This is a genomic window from Janthinobacterium sp. FT14W, assembly GCF_009208755.1.
In the GTDB taxonomy this organism is placed as follows: Bacteria; Pseudomonadota; Gammaproteobacteria; order Burkholderiales; family Burkholderiaceae_D; genus Janthinobacterium; species Janthinobacterium violaceinigrum.
The window spans coordinates 13,442-35,745 of sequence record NZ_WFLL01000035.1 but is presented as its reverse complement, the minus strand read 5'-3'; the positions used below and the strand labels follow the sequence as shown (position 1 = coordinate 35,745).

General features: G+C 65.5%; 17 protein-coding genes and 1 riboswitch. Of the genes, 10 read left to right on the top strand and 7 right to left on the bottom strand.

Annotated elements, in window-relative coordinates; genetic code table 11:
• Positions 1 to 77: 77 nt before the first annotated feature.
• The 4 genes from GCN74_RS20905 to GCN74_RS20890 form a co-directional block, all read right to left on the bottom strand.
• Positions 78 to 2,702 carry a putative Ig domain-containing protein gene (locus GCN74_RS20905; RefSeq protein ID WP_152258458.1) on the bottom strand — a complete coding sequence of 875 codons (2,625 nt, stop codon included), beginning with the start codon at positions 2,700 to 2,702 and terminating at the stop codon, positions 78 to 80.
• Between the two features lie 81 nt (positions 2,703 to 2,783).
• A riboswitch (cyclic di-GMP riboswitch) is annotated at positions 2,784 to 2,870 on the bottom strand.
• Positions 2,871 to 3,144: 274 nt separating this feature from the next.
• The gene (fos, locus tag GCN74_RS20900; RefSeq protein WP_152258457.1) at positions 3,145 to 3,555 is read right to left on the bottom strand and encodes a fosfomycin resistance glutathione transferase; all 411 of its coding nucleotides are present in this window, start codon (positions 3,553 to 3,555) and stop codon (positions 3,145 to 3,147) included.
• A 231-nt stretch (positions 3,556 to 3,786) separates the two neighbouring features.
• Positions 3,787 to 5,487, bottom strand: a complete 1,701-nt coding sequence (gene recJ, locus GCN74_RS20895; protein ID WP_152258456.1) for a single-stranded-DNA-specific exonuclease RecJ — start codon at positions 5,485 to 5,487, stop codon at positions 3,787 to 3,789.
• Complete coding sequence (locus tag GCN74_RS20890) at positions 5,484 to 6,536, bottom strand: hypothetical protein (protein WP_152258455.1); 1,053 nt, start codon at positions 6,534 to 6,536, stop codon at positions 5,484 to 5,486. The genes recJ and GCN74_RS20890 overlap by 4 nt, the downstream gene beginning before the upstream one ends.
• 182 nt (positions 6,537 to 6,718) lie before the next feature.
• On the opposite strand from GCN74_RS20890, the gene GCN74_RS20885 reads away from it, so the two are divergent.
• The 7 genes from GCN74_RS20885 (at position 6,719) to GCN74_RS20855 (ending at position 13,138) form a co-directional block, all read left to right on the top strand.
• Complete coding sequence (locus GCN74_RS20885; protein ID WP_152258454.1) at positions 6,719 to 7,996, top strand: lipoprotein-releasing ABC transporter permease subunit; 1,278 nt, start codon at positions 6,719 to 6,721, stop codon at positions 7,994 to 7,996.
• A gap of 130 nt (positions 7,997 to 8,126) precedes the next feature.
• Positions 8,127 to 9,392, top strand: coding sequence for a lipoprotein-releasing ABC transporter permease subunit (locus GCN74_RS20880; RefSeq protein ID WP_152258453.1), 1,266 nt, complete (start codon positions 8,127 to 8,129; stop codon positions 9,390 to 9,392).
• Positions 9,393 to 9,408: 16 nt separating this feature from the next.
• Positions 9,409 to 10,134, top strand: coding sequence for a lipoprotein-releasing ABC transporter ATP-binding protein LolD (lolD, locus tag GCN74_RS20875; RefSeq protein WP_152258452.1), 726 nt, complete (start codon positions 9,409 to 9,411; stop codon positions 10,132 to 10,134).
• Positions 10,135 to 10,143: 9 nt separating this feature from the next.
• Positions 10,144 to 10,953 carry a TatD family hydrolase gene (locus GCN74_RS20870; RefSeq protein ID WP_152258451.1) on the top strand — a complete coding sequence of 270 codons (810 nt, stop codon included), beginning with the start codon at positions 10,144 to 10,146 and terminating at the stop codon, positions 10,951 to 10,953.
• Positions 10,950 to 12,188, top strand: coding sequence for a PQQ-dependent sugar dehydrogenase (locus GCN74_RS20865; protein WP_152258450.1), 1,239 nt, complete (start codon positions 10,950 to 10,952; stop codon positions 12,186 to 12,188). Before GCN74_RS20870 ends, GCN74_RS20865 begins: the two co-directional genes overlap by 4 nt.
• Positions 12,189 to 12,273: 85 nt before the next feature.
• The gene (locus GCN74_RS20860) at positions 12,274 to 12,663 is read left to right on the top strand and encodes a Rap1a/Tai family immunity protein (RefSeq protein WP_152258449.1); all 390 of its coding nucleotides are present in this window, start codon (positions 12,274 to 12,276) and stop codon (positions 12,661 to 12,663) included.
• A 1-nt stretch (position 12,664) separates the two neighbouring features.
• Positions 12,665 to 13,138: a T6SS effector amidase Tae4 family protein gene (locus GCN74_RS20855; RefSeq protein WP_226939142.1), complete on the top strand. Its 474-nt coding sequence runs from the start codon at positions 12,665 to 12,667 to the stop codon at positions 13,136 to 13,138.
• Positions 13,139 to 13,157: 19 nt separating this feature from the next.
• Here the strand turns inward: GCN74_RS20855 and GCN74_RS20850 are convergent, their stop codons facing one another.
• Both GCN74_RS20850 and GCN74_RS20845 read right to left on the bottom strand, forming a co-directional pair.
• Entirely contained in the window at positions 13,158 to 15,143 is a 1,986-nt protein-coding gene (locus tag GCN74_RS20850; protein ID WP_152258448.1) for a helicase-related protein, read from the bottom strand.
• A gap of 1,266 nt (positions 15,144 to 16,409) precedes the next feature.
• Positions 16,410 to 17,243 (bottom strand): class I SAM-dependent methyltransferase, encoded by an 834-nt coding sequence (locus tag GCN74_RS20845; RefSeq protein WP_152258447.1) that lies wholly within the window; start codon positions 17,241 to 17,243, stop codon positions 16,410 to 16,412.
• A 195-nt stretch (positions 17,244 to 17,438) separates the two neighbouring features.
• Here GCN74_RS20845 and GCN74_RS20840 point away from each other — a divergent pair, with 195 nt between their 5' ends.
• Positions 17,439 to 19,886, top strand: a complete 2,448-nt coding sequence (locus GCN74_RS20840; RefSeq protein ID WP_152258446.1) for a DNA internalization-related competence protein ComEC/Rec2 — start codon at positions 17,439 to 17,441, stop codon at positions 19,884 to 19,886.
• A 45-nt stretch (positions 19,887 to 19,931) separates the two neighbouring features.
• The gene (locus GCN74_RS20835) at positions 19,932 to 20,453 is read left to right on the top strand and encodes a GNAT family N-acetyltransferase (protein ID WP_152258445.1); all 522 of its coding nucleotides are present in this window, start codon (positions 19,932 to 19,934) and stop codon (positions 20,451 to 20,453) included.
• 3 nt (positions 20,454 to 20,456) lie between these two features.
• On the opposite strand, the gene GCN74_RS20830 is transcribed toward GCN74_RS20835, so the two are convergent.
• The gene (locus GCN74_RS20830) at positions 20,457 to 21,380 is read right to left on the bottom strand and encodes a LysR family transcriptional regulator (protein ID WP_152258444.1); all 924 of its coding nucleotides are present in this window, start codon (positions 21,378 to 21,380) and stop codon (positions 20,457 to 20,459) included.
• Positions 21,381 to 21,530: 150 nt separating this feature from the next.
• On the opposite strand from GCN74_RS20830, the gene GCN74_RS20825 reads away from it, so the two are divergent.
• Complete coding sequence (locus GCN74_RS20825) at positions 21,531 to 22,292, top strand: sulfite exporter TauE/SafE family protein (protein WP_152258443.1); 762 nt, start codon at positions 21,531 to 21,533, stop codon at positions 22,290 to 22,292.
• Positions 22,293 to 22,304: the final 12 nt, after the last annotated feature.

The window sequence follows — 22,304 nt, the reverse complement described above, 5'->3', positions numbered from 1 at the left end:
GGCCGCACGCAGGAAAAAACGGGGCGCAGCAGGACATCTGTCCCGCTGCGCCCCGTCGGCCCGCTGGCCGCGCCGGCTTATCGTGCCGTGACGGTAATGGGCACGCTGAGCTGCGCCGTCAAGCCGTTATTGTCCAGCGCCACCACCTTCAGCGCATAGCTGCCGGCCACCGGCTGCGGCCAGTTGGCCGTGATGGTCATGCCGCTCATGGAGAACTGCATGCCCAGCGGCGCGCCGATGATCGAGATCCACAGCGCGTTTGCGCCGGGCGCCGTGAGCACGATGCTGCCGCTCATGGCCTTGCCCGCCACGCCCGTCATGGCGGCGGCGCTGATCGTGGGACCGGCGGCGGCGATTTTCACCGTGGCCACGGCCTGGCCCGTCAAGCCCGTCTTGCTATCCCTGGCGATGACGGTCACGCTGTAGCTGCCCAGCACGGGGCTGGCCCAGCTGACGACGCCGGCGGCATTGACGCTCATGCCCGATGGCGCGCCCGCCAGGCTGTAGGTGACGGGGTTGGGCGCCACCGTGGTGGCGGTAAATGACAGGGCCACGCCCGGCTTGCCGCTGACGCCGGCCACCGTGACCACGGGCGGCAGCGGGGCGGCGATGGCCACCGTATAGACGCCTTTGCCGCTCAGGCCCGTCTTGCTGTCCGTGGCCGTCACGGTGACGGCATAGGTACCGGCCACGGGGGCTGCCCAGCTGACCAGGCCGGCGCTGCTGATGGCCATGCCTGCCGGCGCGTCGCCCAGCGCGTAGCTGACGGGATTGGCGGCGCTGACGCTGACATTGAACGCCAGCGCCGTGCCGGCCTTGCCCGTGATGGCGCCGGCCGCAACGACGGGCGGCGCGACGGGGGCGATGGCGATGGTGTACACGCCCTGGCCGCTCAAGCCGCTGACGCTATCCTTGGCCAGCATGGTCACGGCATACGTGCCGGCCACGGGGGCGGCCCAGCTGACCACGCCCGTGGCGGCGATGCCCATGCCGGCCGGCGCGCCCAGCATGCTGTAGCTGAGCGGATTGGCGGCGCTGGCCGAGACGGTAAACGACAGCGGCTTGCCGGCCGCGCCGCTGATGCTGGCCGGCGCCACCACGGGCGCGGCGGGGGCGATCTGCGTGCCCGACAGGCTGGCCAGCAGGCTTTTCACGTTGGGCGTGCCCAGGCCGCCCAGCGGGTCGTAGCCGACCTTGGCCGTGCACACGCTGCACGTGCCGTTGCTGCCCCGCGTGATATCGGCAAAGCTGCTGGCAAAGGTGCCGGGCACGGTGGCGATCTGGCCGTACAGTATGTTGTGCGGCAAGCCCAGCGCCGTCTTGGCCTGCAGCGCGCGGCTGGCGTTGGCGATGGCGACCAGGCCCGCCCATTGTGGCGTGGACAGGCTGGTGCCGCCGATGCTGAGCCAGCTGGCGGTGCTGCTGCCCTGCGCCATGACGGCCGTGTACTGGCCCGTGGCAGGGTCGGCATTGAAGGCCACGTCGGCCACGTTGCGCCGCAGCAGGTTGGTCAGGCCCGGTACGTTGACCGTCTGGTAGGAGGGCAGTGCCGTGTAGGCGCTGATGCCGCCGCCCGTGCCGGACCAGGCCGCTTCGCTGCGCACGCCGCTGCCGCTGTAGCTGAGCGTGGTACCGCCCACGGCCAGCACGTTGGGCGAGACGGATGGCCAGGACACGCCGCTGCCCGAGTCGCCCGTGGCGGCCAGGTAGCTCATGTTCTTGCCCGTGAAGGCGCTGTCGACGGAGGCCGTCCAGTTGCCTTCGGCGGCGCCAAAGCTCATCGACACGACGCCAGGTCCCATCAGGTTGGCCAGGCGCACGGCGCCCAGCAGGCTGTTGATGGACGCGTCGGGCGCCTCGATCAGCACGATGCGCGCCAGCGGCGCCGTGGCATGCGCCCACTGCACGTCGAGGGCGATTTCCATGGCCCAGCCCGAGTTATAGGCGGGCGCCGTGGCCGTCATGGCGTTCGACGGCGTGCTGTACACGATGGACAGTTCGCAGCCGCTGGCCGGGGCGGGCGGCAAGGGCAGGGCGGCGTTGGTGGCGATGGCCTTGGTGGTGCAGCCGGGCAAGCCGAATTTCTGGTTGAAGATGGCCAGTTCCGCCGCCGCGTTCGGGTTGTGCATGGCGTCGACGATGTAGATCGTCTGTCCCGCGCCCAGCAGGGCTGCCTGGGCCGGCGTCAGCGCCGTGCCCGCCGCAGGCAAGGCGGGCAGGTCGTAGGCGGCGCGGATTTGCGCGGGAGAGTAGGTGGCCACCACGCTGCTGCCGGCCATGGGCGCGGCGGTGTCGGCCGTGCCGCCCGTTTGCAGGGGAGCGATGTCCTGCGCCATTTGTTCCGCGGCGGCGATCTTTTGCGGCGTCAGGCGGCGCGTGCGCATTTCCGTCATGGCGCCGGGCACGTTCTGCAAGTGCGGACGCCAGTGGGCCGAGCTGCTGCTGTTGCTGCTGTCGCGCCCGTCAGGCGCATCGAGCAGGGCGGGGGCGGCATGGAACATCGGCTGCGCCACCAGCGTGCCGACGGCGGCGGGAATGACGGGCACCTCGACGCTGAATTGCGTGGCCGCCGTGGCGATGGCGGCGGGCGGCGCCGACGCCGGATTCTCCTGGCCGGGGCCGCAAGCGCCCAGCAGGATGGCGGCAGCGGCGCCCAGCAGCAGGCGCCCGTGACGGGAATGCAGGGGGATACTTTTTTTCATGACGAAACTCTCCGAGTTGGGCGAGGGCCACATCTCGACAATGCAGGGGCTGGTGCCGCGCGCTGGCGGTCCCGGCCTTGCATTGGCAGCCCCGCTGCCGTGGCGCTTGCGCGCGGTAGGCCGGTGGCTTTGCGTCCCCGCCTTTCGACGGGTTTGCCCTCAGAACTGATCATGCATCGCAACGTATTTCCTGATGCGTTATCAATTCTAGCGAATTCGCCAAATAAGTGTTAACTATTTTCAATCAACATTTTCATTTATGCATGAATTTGTCGAATATTCCGCCATTATTTAGTGCAATCTTGTCAGCCTGATTAAGCCTTAAAAACAAGATTGTCAGGGCTATATCGCGGCGTAACGGCGTTTTTCCACTGTAACGGCGAGTGTATTTTCCCGTTTTTAATGAATATAACGAATTTGATGAATTTTTATCTGTAAAGCATCAATCCTCGAACACCATGCCCGGATATGGCGCTGCGCGGCAGGCCGCCAGCCGCTGCGCCAGGCTGCCCGCATGGGCTTCCAGTTGATGGCCGTCCGGGTCGAGAAAATACAGGGAATCGCCGGCGCTGCGGTTCTGCTGCCATTCGGGCACGCCCGCGGCGCGCAGGCGGGCGGCAAAGGCGGGGAAGTCCTGCTGCGAGATGGAAAATGCATAGTGGGTGTAGGCGCCGCCCGCGCCGCTGGCCGCCCCCGCATCCAGTGACAGGCACAGCCAGAGTTCACCGGCCGACAGGTACGCGCCCCTGTCCCAGCGCGCATGCAGGCGCAGGCCCAGGGTATCGCGGTAAAAGGCAACGCTGCGCGCCAGCTCGCGCACGGACAGGGTGAGGTGGTTCAGGCCGGTCAACATGGTGCTGGATACCTCTCAGGTGGGGGAGGCCGGTTCCAGCCTCCGCAGCGATTTGTGGCGACAGTGTTCCAGGCAGGCACGAGACACAGCAATAAGACCACAAACCTCACGGCGCCTGACCAAACCGTAGCGAGCGGCAGTGATTTGCGGCCGAGAAGCGCAACCGTGCCAGGGCACGGTGAGCATCGCCGGCCGCAAAGCGCGACGTGCAGCAGGTTTGGGCTGGCGCCATCAGACAGGCTCGGCGTGCTCCACCATCAGCTGCACCTTGGTCGTGCCATTGTATTCATTCGCGTCGAGGCGGAAGGCGACGCGCGTGCGTTCGCCCAGGGCGTCCGTGTGGCCGAACCAGATGGCGTCGAAGCGCACGCCGTTCTTTTCCAGCAGCAGCTTCAAATGGCGCTCTTTTAATATGCGCTGGCTGACGACGCGGAATTCGTCGCAGAAGACGGGCGGGGCGAAGCCCTGGCCCCACACCTGGCCATCCATCAGCTCGATGAAGGCCGTCGTGTAATACGCGTCTTCCAGCGGGCCGTCCGTCTCCACCACCCGTTCCAGCTGCTGGGCGCTGAGCCAGGCCTGGCCCACGGCTTCGAAGGCCCGGGAAAAGGCGTCGAAGGCGTCGGCGCGGATGGTCAGGCCGGCCGCCATGGCGTGGCCGCCGAACTTGTCGATCAGGCTGGGCGCCCGTTTCGACACGAGGTCGAGCGCGTCGCGCAGGTGGAAGCCGGGGATCGAACGTCCGGAACCCTTGATCCAGCCGTCCGCGCCCGGCGCAAACGTGATGGTGGGGCGGTAGAATTTTTCCTTCAGGCGCGAAGCGACGATGCCGATCACGCCCTGGTGCCACGATTCGTCGAACACGCTGATGGTGCTGCTGTTGGCCGGTTCGAAATCGTCGAGGTGCAGCAGGGCCGTGTCCTGCATTTCCGCCTCGATCTCGCGCCGCTTCAGGTTGATGTCGTTCAATTGCTGGGCCAGTGTCCAGGCGCGGCCTTCGTCGTCCGTGATCAGGCATTCGATACCCAGGGACATGTCCTGCAGGCGGCCCGCCGCATTCAGGCGCGGGCCCAGGGCAAAGCCCAGGTCGAACGGCGTGGCGCTGCGCGCTTCGCGGCCCGCCACGCGGAACAGGGCGGCCACGCCCGCGTGCATATTGCCCTTGCGCATGCGTTTCAAGCCTTGAGCGACGAGGATGCGGTTGTTCGTATCGAGGCGCACCACGTCGGCCACCGTGCCCAGCGCCACCAGGTCCAGCAGGTTGTCCAGCTTGGGCTGGGTTTGCGCATCGAAGATGCCGCGCCGGCGCAATTCCGCGCGCAGGGCCAGCAGCACGTAGAACACCACGCCCACGCCCGCCAGGTGCTTCGACGGGAAACCGCAGGCGGGCTGGTTCGGGTTGACGATGACGGCCGCGTCGGGCAGGGTGTCGGCCGGCAAATGGTGGTCCGTGACGACCACCTGGATGCCGCGCCGGTTCGCCTCGGCCACGCCGTCGATGCTGGCGATGCCGTTGTCGACGGTGATGATGATGTCGGGCGACTTTTCGCGCGCCGTCAGTGCGACGATTTCCGGCGTCAGGCCGTAGCCGTACTCGAAACGGTTGGGCACGATGAAATCGACGTCGGCGCCCATGGCGCGCAAGCCGCGCAGGGCGACGGCGCAGGCGGTGGCGCCGTCGCAATCGTAGTCGGCCACGATGACCATGCGCTTCTTGGCGGCAATGGCGTCGGCCAGGAAGACGCCGGCCGCGCCGATGTGCAGCAAGCCGGACGGCGGTATCAAGTCCTTCGGCTCGATCGACAGTTCTTTCGCGTCGGACAGGCCGCGCGACGCGTACAAGCGGGCCAGCACGGGGTGGATGCCGCCCTGGCGCAGCAGTTCGGATTCGCGGTAAGGGCAGGGACGGGTGGCGATGCGGGTACGGGTCATGATGCTTTCAACTTGTTCAGGGTAATCGCGCGCCAGAATTTGCGCTGCGCGTTCTTGCTGGTGGTGCAAGCTAGCCAGGCGTCGCGGTGGCTCAGCACCAGGCGCAGCTGGCCCAGGCGGCCATCTTTCAGGGCCGCCAGCAGGGGCGCGAACCAGCCGGCTTCCAGTGCTTGCAACTGCTGCAGCCACATGCCCCATTCCTGGCCCTGTGCCGCTTCGATCAGGCCGCCCAGCACGACGATTGCGTCCTGCTTGTCGGCCAGCACGCTGTTTGGACTGGCATGGCGCTGCGCCGGTTCCGCCAGCGCGGCCAGCCAGCCCGGCGCATCGCCGGTATGCAGGCGGGCGGCGCAGGCGGGCGCTTGCGCCGTAGCTTGGCTGGCGCCCCAGAGCCAGAAGGAATTGATGGCTTTCAAGCCCCGCGCTTCGCGCGCTGCATTGACGGGATGTTCATGCCACAGCATCTGCACTTCGTTTTGCAGGCGGCGCGCGGCGCGCGCATGCTCGCCTTCCGGCATCCACACGGACAGGTCCTGCGTGGTGGCGCCGTCCGGCGAGGCGCACTGCAAATCGCTCCAGCCATCGGCGCGCATGAACCAGGTGCCCGCGTCGCCATACGCCAGCGGCTGGCCGATTTCGTCGAAATACGGGGCGGCAATGTCGAACAGGGCGCGCCCGTCGGCCTCGCTCAGATTGAGCTGGCGCAAGTCTTCCAGGCTGATATGGCTGCGGGCGATGGTCAGGTGGGCTGGGTGCAGCAGGAAATAACGGCCGCCCGGCTCTGGCGCCAGGCCGTAGCCGCGCATGGCCTGGGCGGCGAACGCCGCCTGCGCCGCCTCGCCGTTGGGCGCCGACGCCAGGCCCAGCGCGTGCGCCAGCCACGCTTCGTGCGGCAGCAGGCGGTTGGCGTTGTCAAAAGTTTCTAAATTGCAAGTGGATGAGCGCGACAGCAGTGCCGCCAGGGCTGGCGCCTGCAAGACCTTGAGCAGGTCGGCAGCCATTTCGGCATTGGGCAAGGCGCAGGGCAGGACGAGGGTAAGTTGATTCATCCCGAGATTGTAGGCGATTGTGGCGGCGGGGCGTAGTCCCCGTCGTTTTCTGCCCGGCCGCCGCCCGCATGCCGGGAGTCCGGAGGCGCAGCGAAAATGGCGTCACGGTGATGTGTTTCACGCATGAGTGCCATTTGTGTGGCACACTGCGCGCTCGCATATCATCGTTGTCGCGGGAGCGCATGAGCATCATCAAACAATTTCCTTTCGAGTGGCAAGTCGGCGTGCGCTATACGCGTGCCGGGAAGCGCAGTGGCCGCAACAGCTTCATCTCCTTCATTTCCCTCATTTCCGTGGCCGGCATCGGCCTGGGCGTGGCCGCCCTGATCGTCGTCCTCTCCGTCATGAACGGCTTCCAGAAGGAAGTCACCGACCGGTTGATGTCGGTGCTGGCCCACGTCGAAGTGTTCGATACCAGCGGTTCCATGCCCAACTGGCAGGCGCAGGAACGGGCCGCCTACGCCAATCCGCAAGTGAAGGCCGTGTCGCCGTTCGTGGAAACCCAGGGCATGCTGCTCAACGACGAAACCATGCGCCCGTCCGTCGTGCGCGGCGTGCTGCCGCAGCAGGAAGCCACCGTCTCCAGCGTGGCCAGCCAGATGAAGCAGGGCAGTTTCAAGGACCTCACGCCCGGTTCGTACAACATCGTGCTGGGCATCGACCTGGCCAAGGCGCTCGACGTGAAAGTGGGGAAGAACGTGACCCTGATGCTGGAACGCGAGCCGAAGGCGGGCGATCCGGCCAATGGCATCGTCATGCCGCGCATGCGCGCGCTCAAGGTGGCGGGCATCTTCGAGGCCGGCCACAATGAACTCGACGGCAGCCTGGCCTTCGTGAACATGCAGGACGCGGAGCAGCTGCTGCAGCTCGACGGCCCGTCCGGCCTGCGCCTGCGCCTGCATGACATGAACCAGGCGCCGCAGGTGGCGCGCGAACTGAAGGCGTCGATGCCGGGCCAGCTGTGGATGCGCGACTGGTCGCGCGCCAGTGCCAGCTGGTATGCGCTGGTGCAAAGCCAGAAGAACATGATGTTCATCATCCTCAGCATGATCATCGCCGTGGCAGCGTTCAACCTCGTCTCGACCCTGGTGATGTCGGTCACCGACAAGCAGGCCGACATTGCGATCCTGCGCACCCTGGGCGCCTCGCCGTTTTCCATCATGAAGATCTTCATGATCCAGGGCGCGCTCGTGGGCCTGCTGGGGAGCGCCCTGGGCGTGGTCGGCGGCGTGCTGCTGGCGCTGAACGTGGGCGTCATCGTGCCTTTCATCGAAGGCATCTTCGGCCTGCACTTCATCTCCAAGGAAATCTACCAGATCAGCGCCGTGCCGTCCGACGTGCATTGGCTGGACGTGGCGCAGATCGGCCTGATCGCCTTTGGCCTGGCGCTGGTGGCGACCATCTACCCGAGCTGGCGCGCCGCGCGCGTGAAGCCGGCCGAGGCGCTGCGCTACGAATAGTTGGCTTGTGTACCGGGGGCGGACCCGTCGGGTCTGACCCCAGCCTTTTGCTGCGGTATGAGTCATTGGCTGATTAACAAACTGCTGGGGTCAGACCCATCGGGTCTGACCCCTGAGAATTAATGAATTAATGAGCATGTTAAAAAATATTCCCTACGAATGGCTGGTCGGCCTGCGCTACACGCGGGCCGGCAAGCGCAGTGGCCGCAACAGTTTTATCTCCTTCATTTCCCTCATTTCCATGGCCGGCATCGGCCTGGGCGTGGCGGCGCTGATCGTCGTGCTGTCCGTGATGAACGGCTTCCAGAAGGAAGTGACGGACCGCATGCTGTCCGTGCTGGCGCACGTGGAAGTGTTCGACAACAGCGGCAGCATGCCGGACTGGCGCGCGGAAGCGGCGCAGGCGTTCAAGAATCCTGCCGTGAAAGGCGCCGCCCCGTTCGTGGAAACGCAGGGCATGCTGCTGCGCGACGACGCGCTGCGCCCCGCCATCGTGCGCGGCGTGCTGCCCGAGGAAGAGCCGAACGTCTCCGACGTGGCCGGCCAGACGCGCATGGGCAGCTTCAAGGCCCTGCAGCCGGGCACCTTCAATATCGTGCTGGGCATCGAGCTGGCGCGCGCGCTGCGCGTCAACCTCGGCGAAAAAGTCACGCTGATGCTGGCGCAGGGCCAGGTCACGCCGGCCGGCGTGCTGCCGCGCATGCGCAGCTTCACCGTCAGCGGCATCTTCCAGGCGGGCCACAATGAATTCGACGCGGGCCTGGCCTTCATCAATATCGAAGACGGCCAGCGTTTGCTGCGCCTCGACGGCCCGTCCGGCCTGCGCCTGCGCCTGGCCGACATGAACCAGGCGCCGCAAGTGGCGGCGGAGCTGAAAAAGACCATGCCGGGCGACCTGTGGCTGCGCGACTGGTCCAAGCTGAACGCCAACTGGTTCGCCGCCGTGCAGACGGAAAAGCGCATGATGTTCATCATCCTGACCCTGATCATCGCCGTGGCCGCCTTCAACCTCGTTTCCACCCTGGTGATGACGGTGACGGACAAGCAGGCCGATATCGCGATTTTGCGCACCCTGGGCGCATCGCCCCGTTCCATCATGAAGATCTTCATGATCCAGGGCGCGCTGGTGGGCATCCTGGGCACCATCCTGGGCGTGGGCGGCGGCGTGCTGGTGGCCATGAACATCGACGTCATCGTGCCCTTCATCGAGCACCTGCTGGGCGTGCAGTTCCTCTCCAAGGACATCTATTTCATCAGCACCGTGCCGTCCGACCTGCGCTGGCCCGACGTCACCAAGATCGGCGTGCTGGCCGTGATCCTCGCCTTCCTGGCGACCCTGTACCCAAGCTGGTGGGCTGCCCGCGTGAAGCCTGCGGAAGCCCTGCGCTATGAATAAACCACTGACTATGACCATGACCGATCTGAACAAACCTGCCGTCAACGGCGCTTCCGCCGATTCCGCCGTGCTTTCCTGCCGCGGCCTGGGCAAGACCTTCACGCAGGGCAGCTACAAGGTGCAGGTGCTGGCCGGCATCGACATCGACATCCACCGCGGCGAGCGGGTGGCCATCGTGGGTGCCTCCGGCTCCGGCAAGTCGACCCTGCTGCACCTGCTGGGCGGCCTCGATACGCCCACCAGCGGCAAGGTCACCCTGCTGGGCAAGGATTTCGCCACCCTCAGCGAAAAGGCGCGCGGCGACCTGCGCAACGCCTCGCTGGGCTTCGTCTACCAGTTCCACCACCTGCTGCCCGAGTTTTCCGCGCTGGACAATGTCGCCATGCCCCTGATGATACGGCGCATGAAGCGCGCGCCCGCCACCGAGCTGGCGCAGCAGATCCTCACGCGCGTGAACCTGGCCAAGCGCGTCACGCACACGCCGGGCGAATTGTCGGGCGGCGAGCGCCAGCGCGTGGCGCTGGCCCGCGCCCTCGTCACGCAGCCGGCCTGCGTGCTGGCCGATGAACCGACGGGCAACCTCGATCACGCCACGGCCGAACAGATTTTCGACCTGATGCTGGAATTGTCGCGCACCCTGGGCACGGCCTTCGTCATCGTCACGCACGATATCGAACTGGCCAGGCGCTGCGACCGCGTGCTGCGCCTGACGGATGAAGGGCTGCAGCCGTACCAATACTAAGGAGCCGCCATGCAGTGGATCGACACGCATTGCCACCTGGACGCGCATGAATTCGGCAGCGAATCGCTGCAGGTGGCGGCGCGCGCGCAGCAGCAGGGCGTGGCGATGATCGTCATTCCCGCCGTCGAACGGGCCAATTTCGCCATCGTGCGCGAGCTGGCGGCAGCGGCGCCGAACGCCTGCTACGCGCTGGGCATCCACCCGATCTACGTGCCGCACGCCACCAACGACGATTTGAGCGTCCTGCGCGCCGCCGTGGAACTGGCCATGAACGACCCGCGCTTTGTCGCCATCGGCGAGGTCGGCCTCGATTTCTTCATTCCCATGCTGTGCGAGCCGGCCATGCGCGCCAAGCAGGAGCATTTTTTGCGCGAGCAGCTGCGAATCGCCCGCGACTTCGACCTGCCCGTGCTGGCCCACGTGCGCCGCTCGCAGGACATCGTCCTCAAGCACGCGCGCCAGATCCGCCCGAATGGCGGCATTGCGCATGCGTTCAACGGCAGCTTCCAGCAGGCGCAGGGCTATATCGACCTCGGTTTCAAGCTCGGTTTCGGCGGCGCCATGACGTTTACGCGCGCCTTGCAGATACGCCGCATGGCCACCGACCTGCCTCTGGAGGCCATCGTGCTGGAGACGGATGCGCCCGACATCTCCCCCAGCTGGATACACCCGGGCCGCAACAGCCCCGAAGAATTGCCGCGCATCGGCGCCGTGCTTGCCGAGCTGCGCGGCCTCGACATCGCGCAGGTGGCCGCTGTTACCAGCGCCAATGCGCGCGCCGTGATGCCCCGACTACCCTTGATGGAGAGACCAGAATGAACAAGAAGATCATCGCCGGCGCCCTGGCGGCCTGTTTGGGCGGCGCGTTTGCGCCGGCCCTGGCGGCGCCGGGCGCCCAGTGCGACGGCATGCCGCGCCTCGACGTCGCCACACCGGCCGGCTTTTGCGTGGCCGTGCTGGCCGATGGCCTGAAATTCCCCCGCGGCGTGCTGCCGCTGACGAATGGCGACATCGTCGTCACGGACATGACGGGATGGGCGCCGAAGCAGGGCAAGCTGTGGCTGCTGCAGCCCAAGGCGGCCGGTGGCGGCTACGAGCGCAAGCTGCTGCTCGACAAGCTCGACCGCCCGAACGGCATCGTGCAGGGACCGGACGGCATGGTCTACGTGGGCGAGGTGGGGCGCATCTTCCGTTTCGACTTGCGCGACCCGGCCCGCGCCATCACCGACGTGATCGGCGGCACGGCGAAGACGCCGCGCCTGCCTGGCCTCGGCTTGCACCTGCTGACGAACATGCGCTTCAGCCCCAAGGGCGACCTGTACGTGAACGTGGGTTCCAGCACCGACCATTGCGAGAACGATGGCAAGGCGCCCGATCCGACCAAGGCTTGCGCTTCGGCGGAAGGCCCGGAAGCGCTGGGCGCCATCCGCGAATACACGATGGCCTGGCCGGCCGGCACGGTGACGAGCTGGCGCACGCATGCGCGCGGCTTGCGCAATTCGATGGCGCTGGCCTTCCACCCGGCCACGGGCGAACTGTGGCAGGCGGAAAACGCGCGCGACGCCATCCAGGCGGCCATGCCGCAGCTGAAAAGCGACGAAAACCTGCCGCATGAAGAGCTGAACCTGATCAAGGCCGACCGCCACTACGGCTGGCCGTACTGCTACGACGACAACGTCGCCAGCCCCGAATATCCGAAGACGGCGTGCTCGGCCCAATATGCGGCGCCCCAGCGCCTGCTGCCGGGCCACGCCGCGCCGCTGGGCATGACGTTTTATACGGCCAGCCGCTTCCCGGAACTGTACAAGAACAGCCTGATCATCGGCTACCACGGCTACCGCAGCAACGGCCACCGCCTGGTGGCCCTGCTGCCCGACAAGGCCGGCGCGCCGCTGGGCAAGTCCGTCGAGCTGATCGGCAACTGGGAGCGCAAGGGCAAGCAGGGCCGGGGTGCGCCCGTGGACGTGAAGCAGGGCCAGGATGGCGATATCTACATGGCCGACGACCATAATGGCCTGGTGCTGAAGCTGCATTATGCGGGGACCAAGCCGTAGTGCAGATTGCTTGACCTCGCTCAGTGCGAGGTCGCCCCATCGCCCTACAATCGGCCAGATATCCCACCACTGACCAGGGCTGGCCATGCGCCATGTCGTACCCCTTGCCGCGCTGTGCGCGAGCGCGCTTTTCGCGCCCGCGTCAGCCGCCGGCTACCCGCCGGCGCCACGCCTGAGCGCCGACCAGCTGATCGCGTATTACCAGGAGAGGCGGCCGGCGGGGGAGGCGCCAGATCCCGCTTTCCTGCTCGATCAGCGTTATGCGAAAGGCTATCTGGCCGGCGTGGCCGATGCGGCGCAGGGCCGGCAATGGTGCGACACGGGCCGCTTGAAAACGGTGGAAATCGATGCGCTGCTTGTCGCGGGGCTGGAACGGCTGCCGGCCCGCGTCCGCCAGGGCGATGCGGCGGCCCTGATCGTGGCCATCCTGGCGCGGCGTTTTCCCTGTTCCACTCCACCATCAACGGGAGGCTGACGTGAAACCTGCATTCATCAAGCTGCGTGAAAATTATCCGAGCGTGGCGGCCGTCGACCAGGCCACCCTGTTCGGCGAAATCGGCTGGGAAGACCTGGTCGGCAAGGACAGCTTTGCCAATACCTGCGCCATCCGCGTCAGCCTGGCGCTGATCAAGGCGGGCATCGGGCTGAAAGGCCGCATGGCCATCCGCAAGGGGCCGTTCAAGGGCGCGCTGATCGAACCGGGACAGGCCAAGCTGGCGCACATGCTGGCCAGTCCCTCGATGCTGGGCGCACCCGAAAAATTCAGCCGCGATGCGGCCATCGCCGGCATCGGCCAGCGCAAGGGCCTGGTCGCCTTTTTCCGCATTCCCGGCTACCTGGGCGGCGCGGGCGGGCATATCGACATCCTGCTGCCATCGATCGGCGTGAAAGTCTGCGGCAGCGAGTGCTACTGGACCTGCGCCGAAGTGTGGTTCTGGGAATTGCGCTAGCGCTTGTTTGAGCCAAGGTCTATTTGAATTTCTTCGAGCGTCCGCGCGACGCCGCATTGTGCGCGCGCAGGATGGAATCGACGCGTTCCGAAGCGTCGCGCGACAGGTTTTGCGCCACGGCGATATCGGGGAAGAATTCGGGCAGGCGGTAGCTGAGCCATGCATACGCGGAGTAGTAGCGGCACGTGTCTTCCACCTGCTGCAGATTCTGCGTGCCGCCGCCATACGCGTGCTGGCGCAAGGTGGACGTCTTGCCCTGCGACAGATTCTTCGCCCAGTGTTCCCACGCCGTTTGCAAGGACGGCACCTTGCTGGAAATCGGCACCAGCGACAGGGTGAACTTGTCGGCCACGGACAGGGGCAGGGTGTCGAGCCAGACGGCCCGCTCCTTCTGGTCTTCCGTGATGCGGGGGAAGAAAAAGCCGTCCGGCACGTCGATATTGTGGATGAAGCGGCGCAGCAGTTTCGACAGCGACAGCTCGCCCGTCACCGACGAAATGCGGTGCAGATGTTCGAGCGAGGGCGCCACGGCAAAGCCGCTGGTGTTCAGCGCATGCAGTTTTTCCTTCAGCAGCGCGCGCATCACTTCATGCGTCTCGTTGTCGTAGCCGGCCACGAGGCCCTCTTCATGCACGCCGTAGCGGCCCGCGCGCCCGGCGATCTGGCGCGCCAGCGCGGCCGAAATCTCTTCCTCTTCGCGGCCGTTGTATTTGACGCAGGTGGTCATGACGATGCGCGCGATCGGCATGTTCAGGCCCATCGCCAGCGCGTCCGTGCCGACGACGATATCGGCCGTGCCGTCGCGGAAGCGCTGCGCCTGCGCGCGCCGCACTTCGGGCGACAGGTTGCCGTAGACGGTGGCCACGGACAGGCCCGTTTCCGTGATCATGTCGCGCCACATCAGCACTTCGCGGCGCGAAAAGGCGATGACGGCGTCGCCGCGGCGCAGGTTGCGCACCTTGCGCACGGCCGTCGCTTCCATCGACAGGGGTGCCATGCGTTTGAGTACGTGCACTTCCAGCGGGCAGTCCAGGCGCTCGGCCAGCGCCTCGATGGCGCGCCGCGCTTCCGGCGCCCCCACCAGGTACACGGTATGGGCGGGCGCGCCGCAGACGGCCGCCGTCCATGCGGCGCCCCGGTCCGGGTCGGCCAGCATCTGGATTTCATCGATGACGGCCACTTCGACGACGGTTTTCGTGTCCAGCATTTCCACCGTGCTGGCGACGTGCGTGGCGCCGTCGACCACGCGGCGTTCTTCGCCCGTGATCAGGCTCACGGCCAGCGGCTTGCCGTGCGGCGCGGCTTCCTGCAGGCGTTCGTAGTTTTCCAGGGCCAGCAGGCGCAACGGCGCCAGGTAAATCCCGCTTTTCGCTTTCACCAGCGCTTCCATGGCGCGATGCGTCTTGCCGGAATTCGTGGGGCCCAGCAGGGCGACGAAGCGGCGCGGCAGGCGGCGTGCCATCTCGAACGAGGCCGGATATTCGGCCAGGTTGATGCTCTGGCGCGTGCGCGCCGCGTGCTGCTCTTCCTGCTGGCGCTCGATGGCGTGATTGAAGCGCTGGCGGATGCGGTCGAACACCATGCCGGCCGGCTCCGACGTCTGCATGTCGGCCAGGGTGTGCAGGAAGACCATCGGGTCCGTGTCCACGTCTTCGCTCAGGCCCGCGATATCGGCGACGAAATCCATCACGTGCTGGCGCAGCTCCTCGAAGACGGCCGCGCCGGCCCGTTCGCGCACCAGGGCCAGCTTGGTTTCGCGCTCCATCTTGCGCCACTTGGCCGGCCGCGCCAGCACGCCCTGTGCCGGCACCAGCGCATACGGCACCATCAGGTGGCCCGCCTTGACCACGCCGGAAAAGCGCACGAAGACGCGGCCTTCCATCTTGACCAGGCGGATATGCTCGGCCAGTTCCCCCAGTTCCGCGACCAGGGTGGCGTCGTTATTGTCTTCGGTGCTGTCGGAAATGTCGGTGGAAGTGTCGGGAGGAAGTGCGGAGGAAGTCATGTCGTGCCTGGGTGTAGAAGTAAGCGAGGCCGATTATACCGTGCGCCGGGGAAAGATTTTTCCCGGGCGCGGTGCGGATGTTGCGGAGGGTGTTGATCTTTAAAGCGATGATTCCCTGGGCTGGATGAGCGACTGCCAAGAATTGAGAGCGACGCTTCCATTCTGGCGAATCACCTTGCTAGAGAGCGGAATGGGAATGCGATATCTGGTGCTTTTCGCTTATCGGATTTTTCCCTGTTATATTTTTATTGGAGTGGGAATTTTTGCATGCATTTTTATTGAGTTAATTTCATTTGTTAAATTTAATTGTGAAACTTTAATTGTGAAACTTTAATTGCCGCAGCATCGATAATAACAAAGAGTAAGTTTCTATTGATATCGACGGTGATGATATTTGAATCATGGCAGATTGTTTTTCTGGATGCGAGGTCGCACCTGTTTTCTTGCGCGTATCCGGCAATGGGTCATTATCACCACGCTCCCACGGCGCCGGCAGCATCCGACACGAACAAATGCGCCTTCCTGCGCTGTCGATTTGAAATTAAGCACGGTGGGATCGTTTCCGTATTGTGCCTGTATTTTTCATTGCACGAGAAATTATCCGCCGGTGCGGAATGAATTGAATTATCTTGACAATTAATAATGGTGAGCTGATCATGGCCTCAGATTTTGCGATAGGATTTTTGGCATTTTTTAAAAATAGCTAAAATTGACGGCGATGTGCGGCATTATTCTGGCTGCCGGCCTGGCGATCGCCTGGAGCTCGCCGCGTTTATATGAACGGCTTTGATTTGAAGGCGCTCCAGTATCCGCTGGTGGCCGCAGGACTTTTCACTTCGCGCTGATACATGACCAGCGTGCGATGACACCTGACATACCTGTGTATGTGGCCCTGCGCCGATGGATGGCGCGCGCAGGGATTCATCAGCCATCCGACTTTAGGAGAGCACTATGAATAAAAAGCTTGCTGCATTTCTTTTCGCGACAGGTCTCGGTTTAGCTGTGACGGCGACGCCAGCCTTCGCAAGCTGCTATCACTACTGCGCTGTCGAATGGAAGGCTTGCATTGCTACCAGTACCACCCAAGCCGAGTGCGGTGCCGAGAGGATCGCCTGTCAGCAAGCTTGCGGTTGCCAGGAGGAGTGCTGCGAGCCAGGCTCGTGCCCGCCCAAGGACTAAGCGTTTTGCACGCGCTTGCGCGCCAGCGGCAGCCACTATCGTAGCCTGTTGCCGCTGACGCCAGCAAACCGTGGCATCGATGGCAGTTCAGGCTGCCTGTGCGCGCACGGCGCGCAGCCCCCAGCCGGTGGCGATCAATCCGTCACCGGCTGGCAGCGACGCTACGGCATCCAGGAACGCGCCGCGCAGGCGCTGCCTGGCGTCATCGTCCAGGCGGTCGATATCGTAGGTGTCGCGCAGGGCTGCCCACAGGTCGCCCGGCGTGGTGGTCCACGGTACGTCGATGTCGTCGAATTCAACTTCCTTGAAACCGGCATCGAGCAGCTCGCGCCAGCCGGCTTCCGACCCCGTGCGCCGGTCGCCGAAGCGTAGCGGCGGCAGCGCGTCGCTGGCGATGGCCTTGAACACGCGCATGAAAACATCGTTGACTTCGCCCAGCAAGAAAGTCCGGCCGACGATGGCCGCGAACTGGCCGCCGGGGCGCAGTACGCGGCGCATTTCCCGCACGACTTGTTCGATGTCGTCCATCAGCATCAGCGCCATATGCGAGACGAGATAATCGACGCTGGCCGATGGCAGGTCCAGCGCCTGGCCACGGCCCTGCAGCAGCTGCACGGAGGCGGGCAGGGCGGCACGCGCGGCGGCCAGTTCGGCCTCGCTCATGTCGACGCCGAGCAACTGCAGCTGCGCCTGTTGCCGCGCCGCCAGCAAACCCAGCAGGTGGCCATCGCCGCAGGCCAGGTCGAGCACGGTCAACGGCGTATCCACGGCCGGTACCAGGCTGGTCAGTAGGTCGTAGGACGAGGCGTAAGTGCCGCTGGCGGAGCGCGCGGGCAGATGGGCAAACGCAGCGCTGGTCACGCCGACTTGCCTTTGATGAAAGTCCTGCAAATAGGTTTCGGCCGCTGTCAGCTCGGTCATGCAAGGTCCGCAAAGTCGTGCGCCCGGGCGCCGGATGGCCATCTTAGCATGGGGAAAGTTCCGCCAGCGGCCATGGCACATTGCGCGCGTGCACTGCCTTACTTATGCACCATTGTTACGCACCATTGCGCCAGATCAGACGGCACATGGCGCGAAAGGGGCACAGTATCCGAGCCCCATTCGCGTCGAGCTCCCATGCGCACCCTGATACTCGGCTTTGCCGCTGGCGCCGCCTGGCTGCAGACGCGGGCCACTTTGCCGCCGCACGCGGGCGCCGCGCTGGCGGCCATCGCTGGCGTATCGCTGCTGACGGCACTGCTGCTGCGCCGCCATGCGCCCTGGTGTTTTGGCTGGCATTCCGGCTGGCGTTCCATTGCTGCGTTTGCCGCTGGCGTGGGTCTGGGATTTTATTGGGCCGCCTGGCTGGCCCAGGCAGCCCTGGCGCCGCAGCTGGCGCTGGCCGACGAGGGACAGGACGTCACCGTCACCGGCACGGTGGCCAGCCTGCCGTACCGCTTCGATCAGGGCGTGCGCTTCAATTTTGCCGTGGAGCAGGCCATTGGCGCGAAGCTGCCGCCCCTGATTGCCCTGTCCTGGTATGCGGGTTTTCGCGATGAGGTGACGAACGAGGTGGGCGATGTGCAGCCGGGCGAGCGCTGGCGCCTTACGGTGCGGCTGCAGCGCCCGCACGGCAACGCGAATCCCATGGGCTTCGACTACGAGGCATGGCTGCTGGAGCAGGGCGTGCGCGCCACGGGCTATGTGCGGCCGCAGCCGCGCGCGGACACGCCGAACGTGCGCCTGGCGGCCTTCGTGCCTGCCTTCGGCAATGTGGTGGAGGCCAGCCGCGCGGCCCTGCGTACACGTATCTTGCGCAGCCTGGACGGAAAACAGTACGCGGGCGTGATCGTGGCGCTGGTGGTGGGCGACCAGCGCGCCATTCCCCAGTCGGATTGGCAGGTGTTCAACCGCACCGGCGTCAGCCACTTGATTTCGATTTCCGGCCTGCACATCACGATGATCGCGGGCCTGTTCGCCCTGGGCGCCGGTGCGCTGTGGCGGCGCTCGTTTTTTACGGAGCGGCAACTGCCCTTGCTGCTGCCTGCGCAAAAGGTGGCGGCGCTGGCCGGCGCGCTGGCAGCATTTTTGTATGTGCTGCTGGCCGGCTTCGGCGTGCCGGCGCAGCGCACCTTGTACATGTTGCTGGTGGTGGCGCTGGCCTTGTGGCTGGGACGCATCACCAGCATAGGCCACGTGCTGTGCCTGGCGCTGGGCGTGGTGGTGCTGCTCGACCCGTGGGCCGTGCTGTGGCCCGGCTTCTGGCTGTCGTTCGGCGCCGTCGCCACCATGCTGTACGCGACGGCGGGGCGCACCACGGCGCCGTTGCCGGAGAGCGCCAGCCGGTGGCGGCGCCTGCGCGCCACCGTGGCGCTCGGCGCGCACACGCAGTATGTGGTGACGGTGGGGCTGGTACCGTTGACGATGCTGCTGTTCTCGCAAGTCTCGCTGGTGTCTCCCGTTGCCAATGCGCTGGCCATTCCCGTCATCAGCCTGGTCGTCACGCCATTGTCGCTGGCGGGCAGCCTGCTGCCCGCGCCCCTGTGCGACTGGCTGTTGCTGCTGGCACACGCCATCGTGCAGATGCTGGCGCAGGTGCTGGACTGGCTGGGCGCGCGCCGCTTTGCCGTGTGGACGGCGCCCGCGCCGCCAATGTGGAGTTTTTGCTGGGCATTGTTCGGCACGGCATGGCTGCTGGCGCCACGGGGATGGCCCCATCGCTGGGCGGGCATGCTGGGCTGGCTGCCGCTGCTGACGGCCTTGCCGTCCAGCCCGCCGCCGGGCCAGCTGTGGGTGACGGCCTTTGACGTGGGGCAGGGCATGGCCGTGCTGATAGAAACACACAAGCACCGCCTGCTGTACGACACGGGCCCCGCCTACAGCCTCGATTCCGATGGCGCCAGCAGAGTCATCGTACCCTACCTGCGCGCGCGCGGCATTGCCAGGCTCGACGGCGTGATCATTTCCCACAGCGACCTCGATCACGTGGGCGGCGCCGTATCCTTGCTGGAAAATATCAGCGTAGGCTGGCTGGCCTCGTCCTTGTTCGACGGCCACCCGGCCGTCGAGGCCCGGCGGCAAGCCCGCCTGCCATATCTGCACTGCATGGCGGGCCAAAGCTGGACCTGGGAAGGCGTGCGCTTTGCCATGCTGCACCCATTGCCCGCCAGCCACACAGACATTTCCCTGAAACCGAACGCCCGCAGTTGCACCGTGAAAATCACGGCAGGCAAGCACGCCATCTTGCTGGCCGGCGATATCGAAGCGGCGCAGGAAGCGCAATTGCTGGCGCGCTCGGCTGACGGCGAACTGGCGGCCGACGTGCTGCTGGCGCCGCACCACGGCAGCGGCACCTCGTCCACGCCGGCGTTTTTGAGCGCCGTCCATCCGGCCCTGACGATTTTCCAGGTGGGACACCGCAACCGCTATAAACATCCGAAGGCGCAGGTGTATGCGCGCTATGGCGACATGGGCATAGCCCGGCTGCGCACGGATGTGACGGGGGCGGTGGTGCTGGCGTTCGGCGACAATATTGATGTGGCGCAGTACCGGGCCAGCCGGCCGCGCTACTGGCATGGACGCTAGCGCTTTCATGCTACGCTCCCCTGGCCATCGTCCAAGGAGTTCCGATTGCGCCATTCCCGCCACGCTTATCTTCTCGGCACGGCCCAGGCCGCCGACATTGCCCCCATCACGGCTTTGCTGCAAGCCAACTCCCCCTCACAGGGCGGCAGCCTGACGGGCGAGTTTTCGCGCGACAAGGTGACGAGTATGGCGGATGGCGCATCGCCCGTCATCGTGGCGCGGCGCGTGGCGGCCGGGCCTGTCGTTGGCGTGCTGTTCAGTGCGGCGACGGCCACCGCGCAAGCGCCTGTGGTGCTGGCCATGCTGGCGGCGTATGCGGGAGGACAGCGCGCCTACGTTTACGGCCCCGTCTGCATTGCGGACTCGGAGCGGGGACAGGGCTTGCTGGCGCTGCTGTACGCGGCCATGCGTGCACAGCATGGGGGTGCGGAGGCGGTGCTGTTCATCCGGCGCGACAATATCGGCTCGCTGCGCGCGCATGCACGGCTGGGCATGCGCGAGGTGGCCGGCTTTGTCTTCGACGGCGCCGACTTCGCCGTGTACAGCGATGCCATCGTCGCGCAATAGGCGCTATATTCCCCGTTCATCCGGTATTTCCATTCCTTTTTGCCGCACATATTCGAGAAACAGCCGCGCCCCCTTGGCCATGCGCGAGCTGCCGTAGACGGCATGGATGCTGGGATCGAGCTCTTTCGACGACGTCAGCCGGTACGCCGTACAGACCCTGCGCAGGGTGCCGGCGGCCACGGCGGGCTCGGCCAGCCAGCTGGCCAGGCGCACGATGCCGGCGCCTTCCAGTGCCGCCTGGAAGGTGGCGATGCCCGAGGTGAAGCGGAAACGCGGTTGCACCTGGTAGCGCACGTTGCGCTCGCCGGAGACGAAATGCCAGTCGCGCAGGATGCGGGGGGCCGAGTGCATGATGATGTCGTGGCCGGCCAGCTCTTCCGGTTCTTCGGGCGCGCCCATGCGGGCGATATAGCCGGGCGAAGCGTACATGTAGCGGCGGTAATTCCACAGGGGATATCCGATCAGTTCGCTGGACTGGGGAAAGGCGCCGCGGATGGCGAAATCCAGCTTTTCCTGGATGGGGTCGATGGATTTGTCCGAGAAGTGGATGTCCACCGACACGTTCGGGTAATCGCGCGAAAATTGCGCCACCACCTTGGGCAGGAAGCCCAGCGACAGGATTTCCGGCGCCGACAGGCGCACCCAGCCTTGCGGCGAGTTGCTCAGCTCGGCCAACTGATCTTCCGCCTCGGCCTGCGTTTCCAGCAAGTGCTTGGCCGACGCGTAATACGTTTCGCCGGCCGTCGTCAGGGTGAACTGTTTTTGCGTGCGCAGGATCAGCTCGGCGCCGATGGCGTCTTCGAGGAACTGGATGGCGCGCGTGACGGCCGACGGCGAGCGTCCCAGCATGCGCGCCGCATGGATGAAGCTGCGTTTTTCCACCACGGTGCAGAAGGCGCGGATTTCCCACATCAATTTCATCGACATTGCGCGCTCCCGGCAAAAGAGGCCAGTAGACCGCACGGGGCGCATTCCGTCAAGCGTTACGCCTGATTGCGTTTTCCGAAATTTGAAGTTGCATCCGGAAAAATCCATGGCGCCTATACTGCCGCTGTCGCCCATTCCTTGCTGCCTATCATGCTGACCATCTCGCTGCTGTGTTTATTCGCCTTCTTTGCCGGCCTCATCGATGCAGCCGTGGGCGGGGGCGGGCTGATACAGTTGCCGGCCCTGTTCAACCTGATGCCGAACATGGCGTCGACTTCCTTGCTGGGCACCAATAAATTCGCCTCCGCCTGCGGCACCACGTTTGCCGCCCGCTCTTTCGTGGGCAAGGTGCACATCCCCTGGCTGCTGGTGCTGCCGGCCGTGGCCAGCGCCTTCGTGATGTCGTTCATCGGCGCGGCCGCCGTGTCCTACGTGCCGCAGCAGGTGGTGCGCCCCATGGTGCTCGTGCTGATCATCATCATGGCCATCTACACCTTCATCAAGAAGGACTTCGGCAGCATGCGCGAGTCGCGGCCCATCGGCCCCCGCGAACGCATCCTCGCCATCGCCATCGGCGGCGCCATCGGCTTTTATGACGGCCTGTTCGGACCGGGCACGGGCAGTTTCCTGATTTTCCTGTTCATCCGCGTGTTCGGCTTCGATTTCATCCTCGCTTCGGCCTGCTCGAAGCTGGTGAATATCGCCACCAACATCGCCGCGCTGGCCTTTTTCATTCCCGCCGGCCACGTGGTCTATGCCGTGGCCGCACCCATGGCCGTGTGCAACATCCTGGGCGCCCTGACGGGCACCTGGATCGCCGTGCGCCGCGGCGCCGCCTTCGTGCGCATTTTGTTCCTCGTGCTGCTGGTGCTGTTGATCGTGAAATTGTCCTACGACATCTTCTTCAAGTAAGTTTTTGAACGA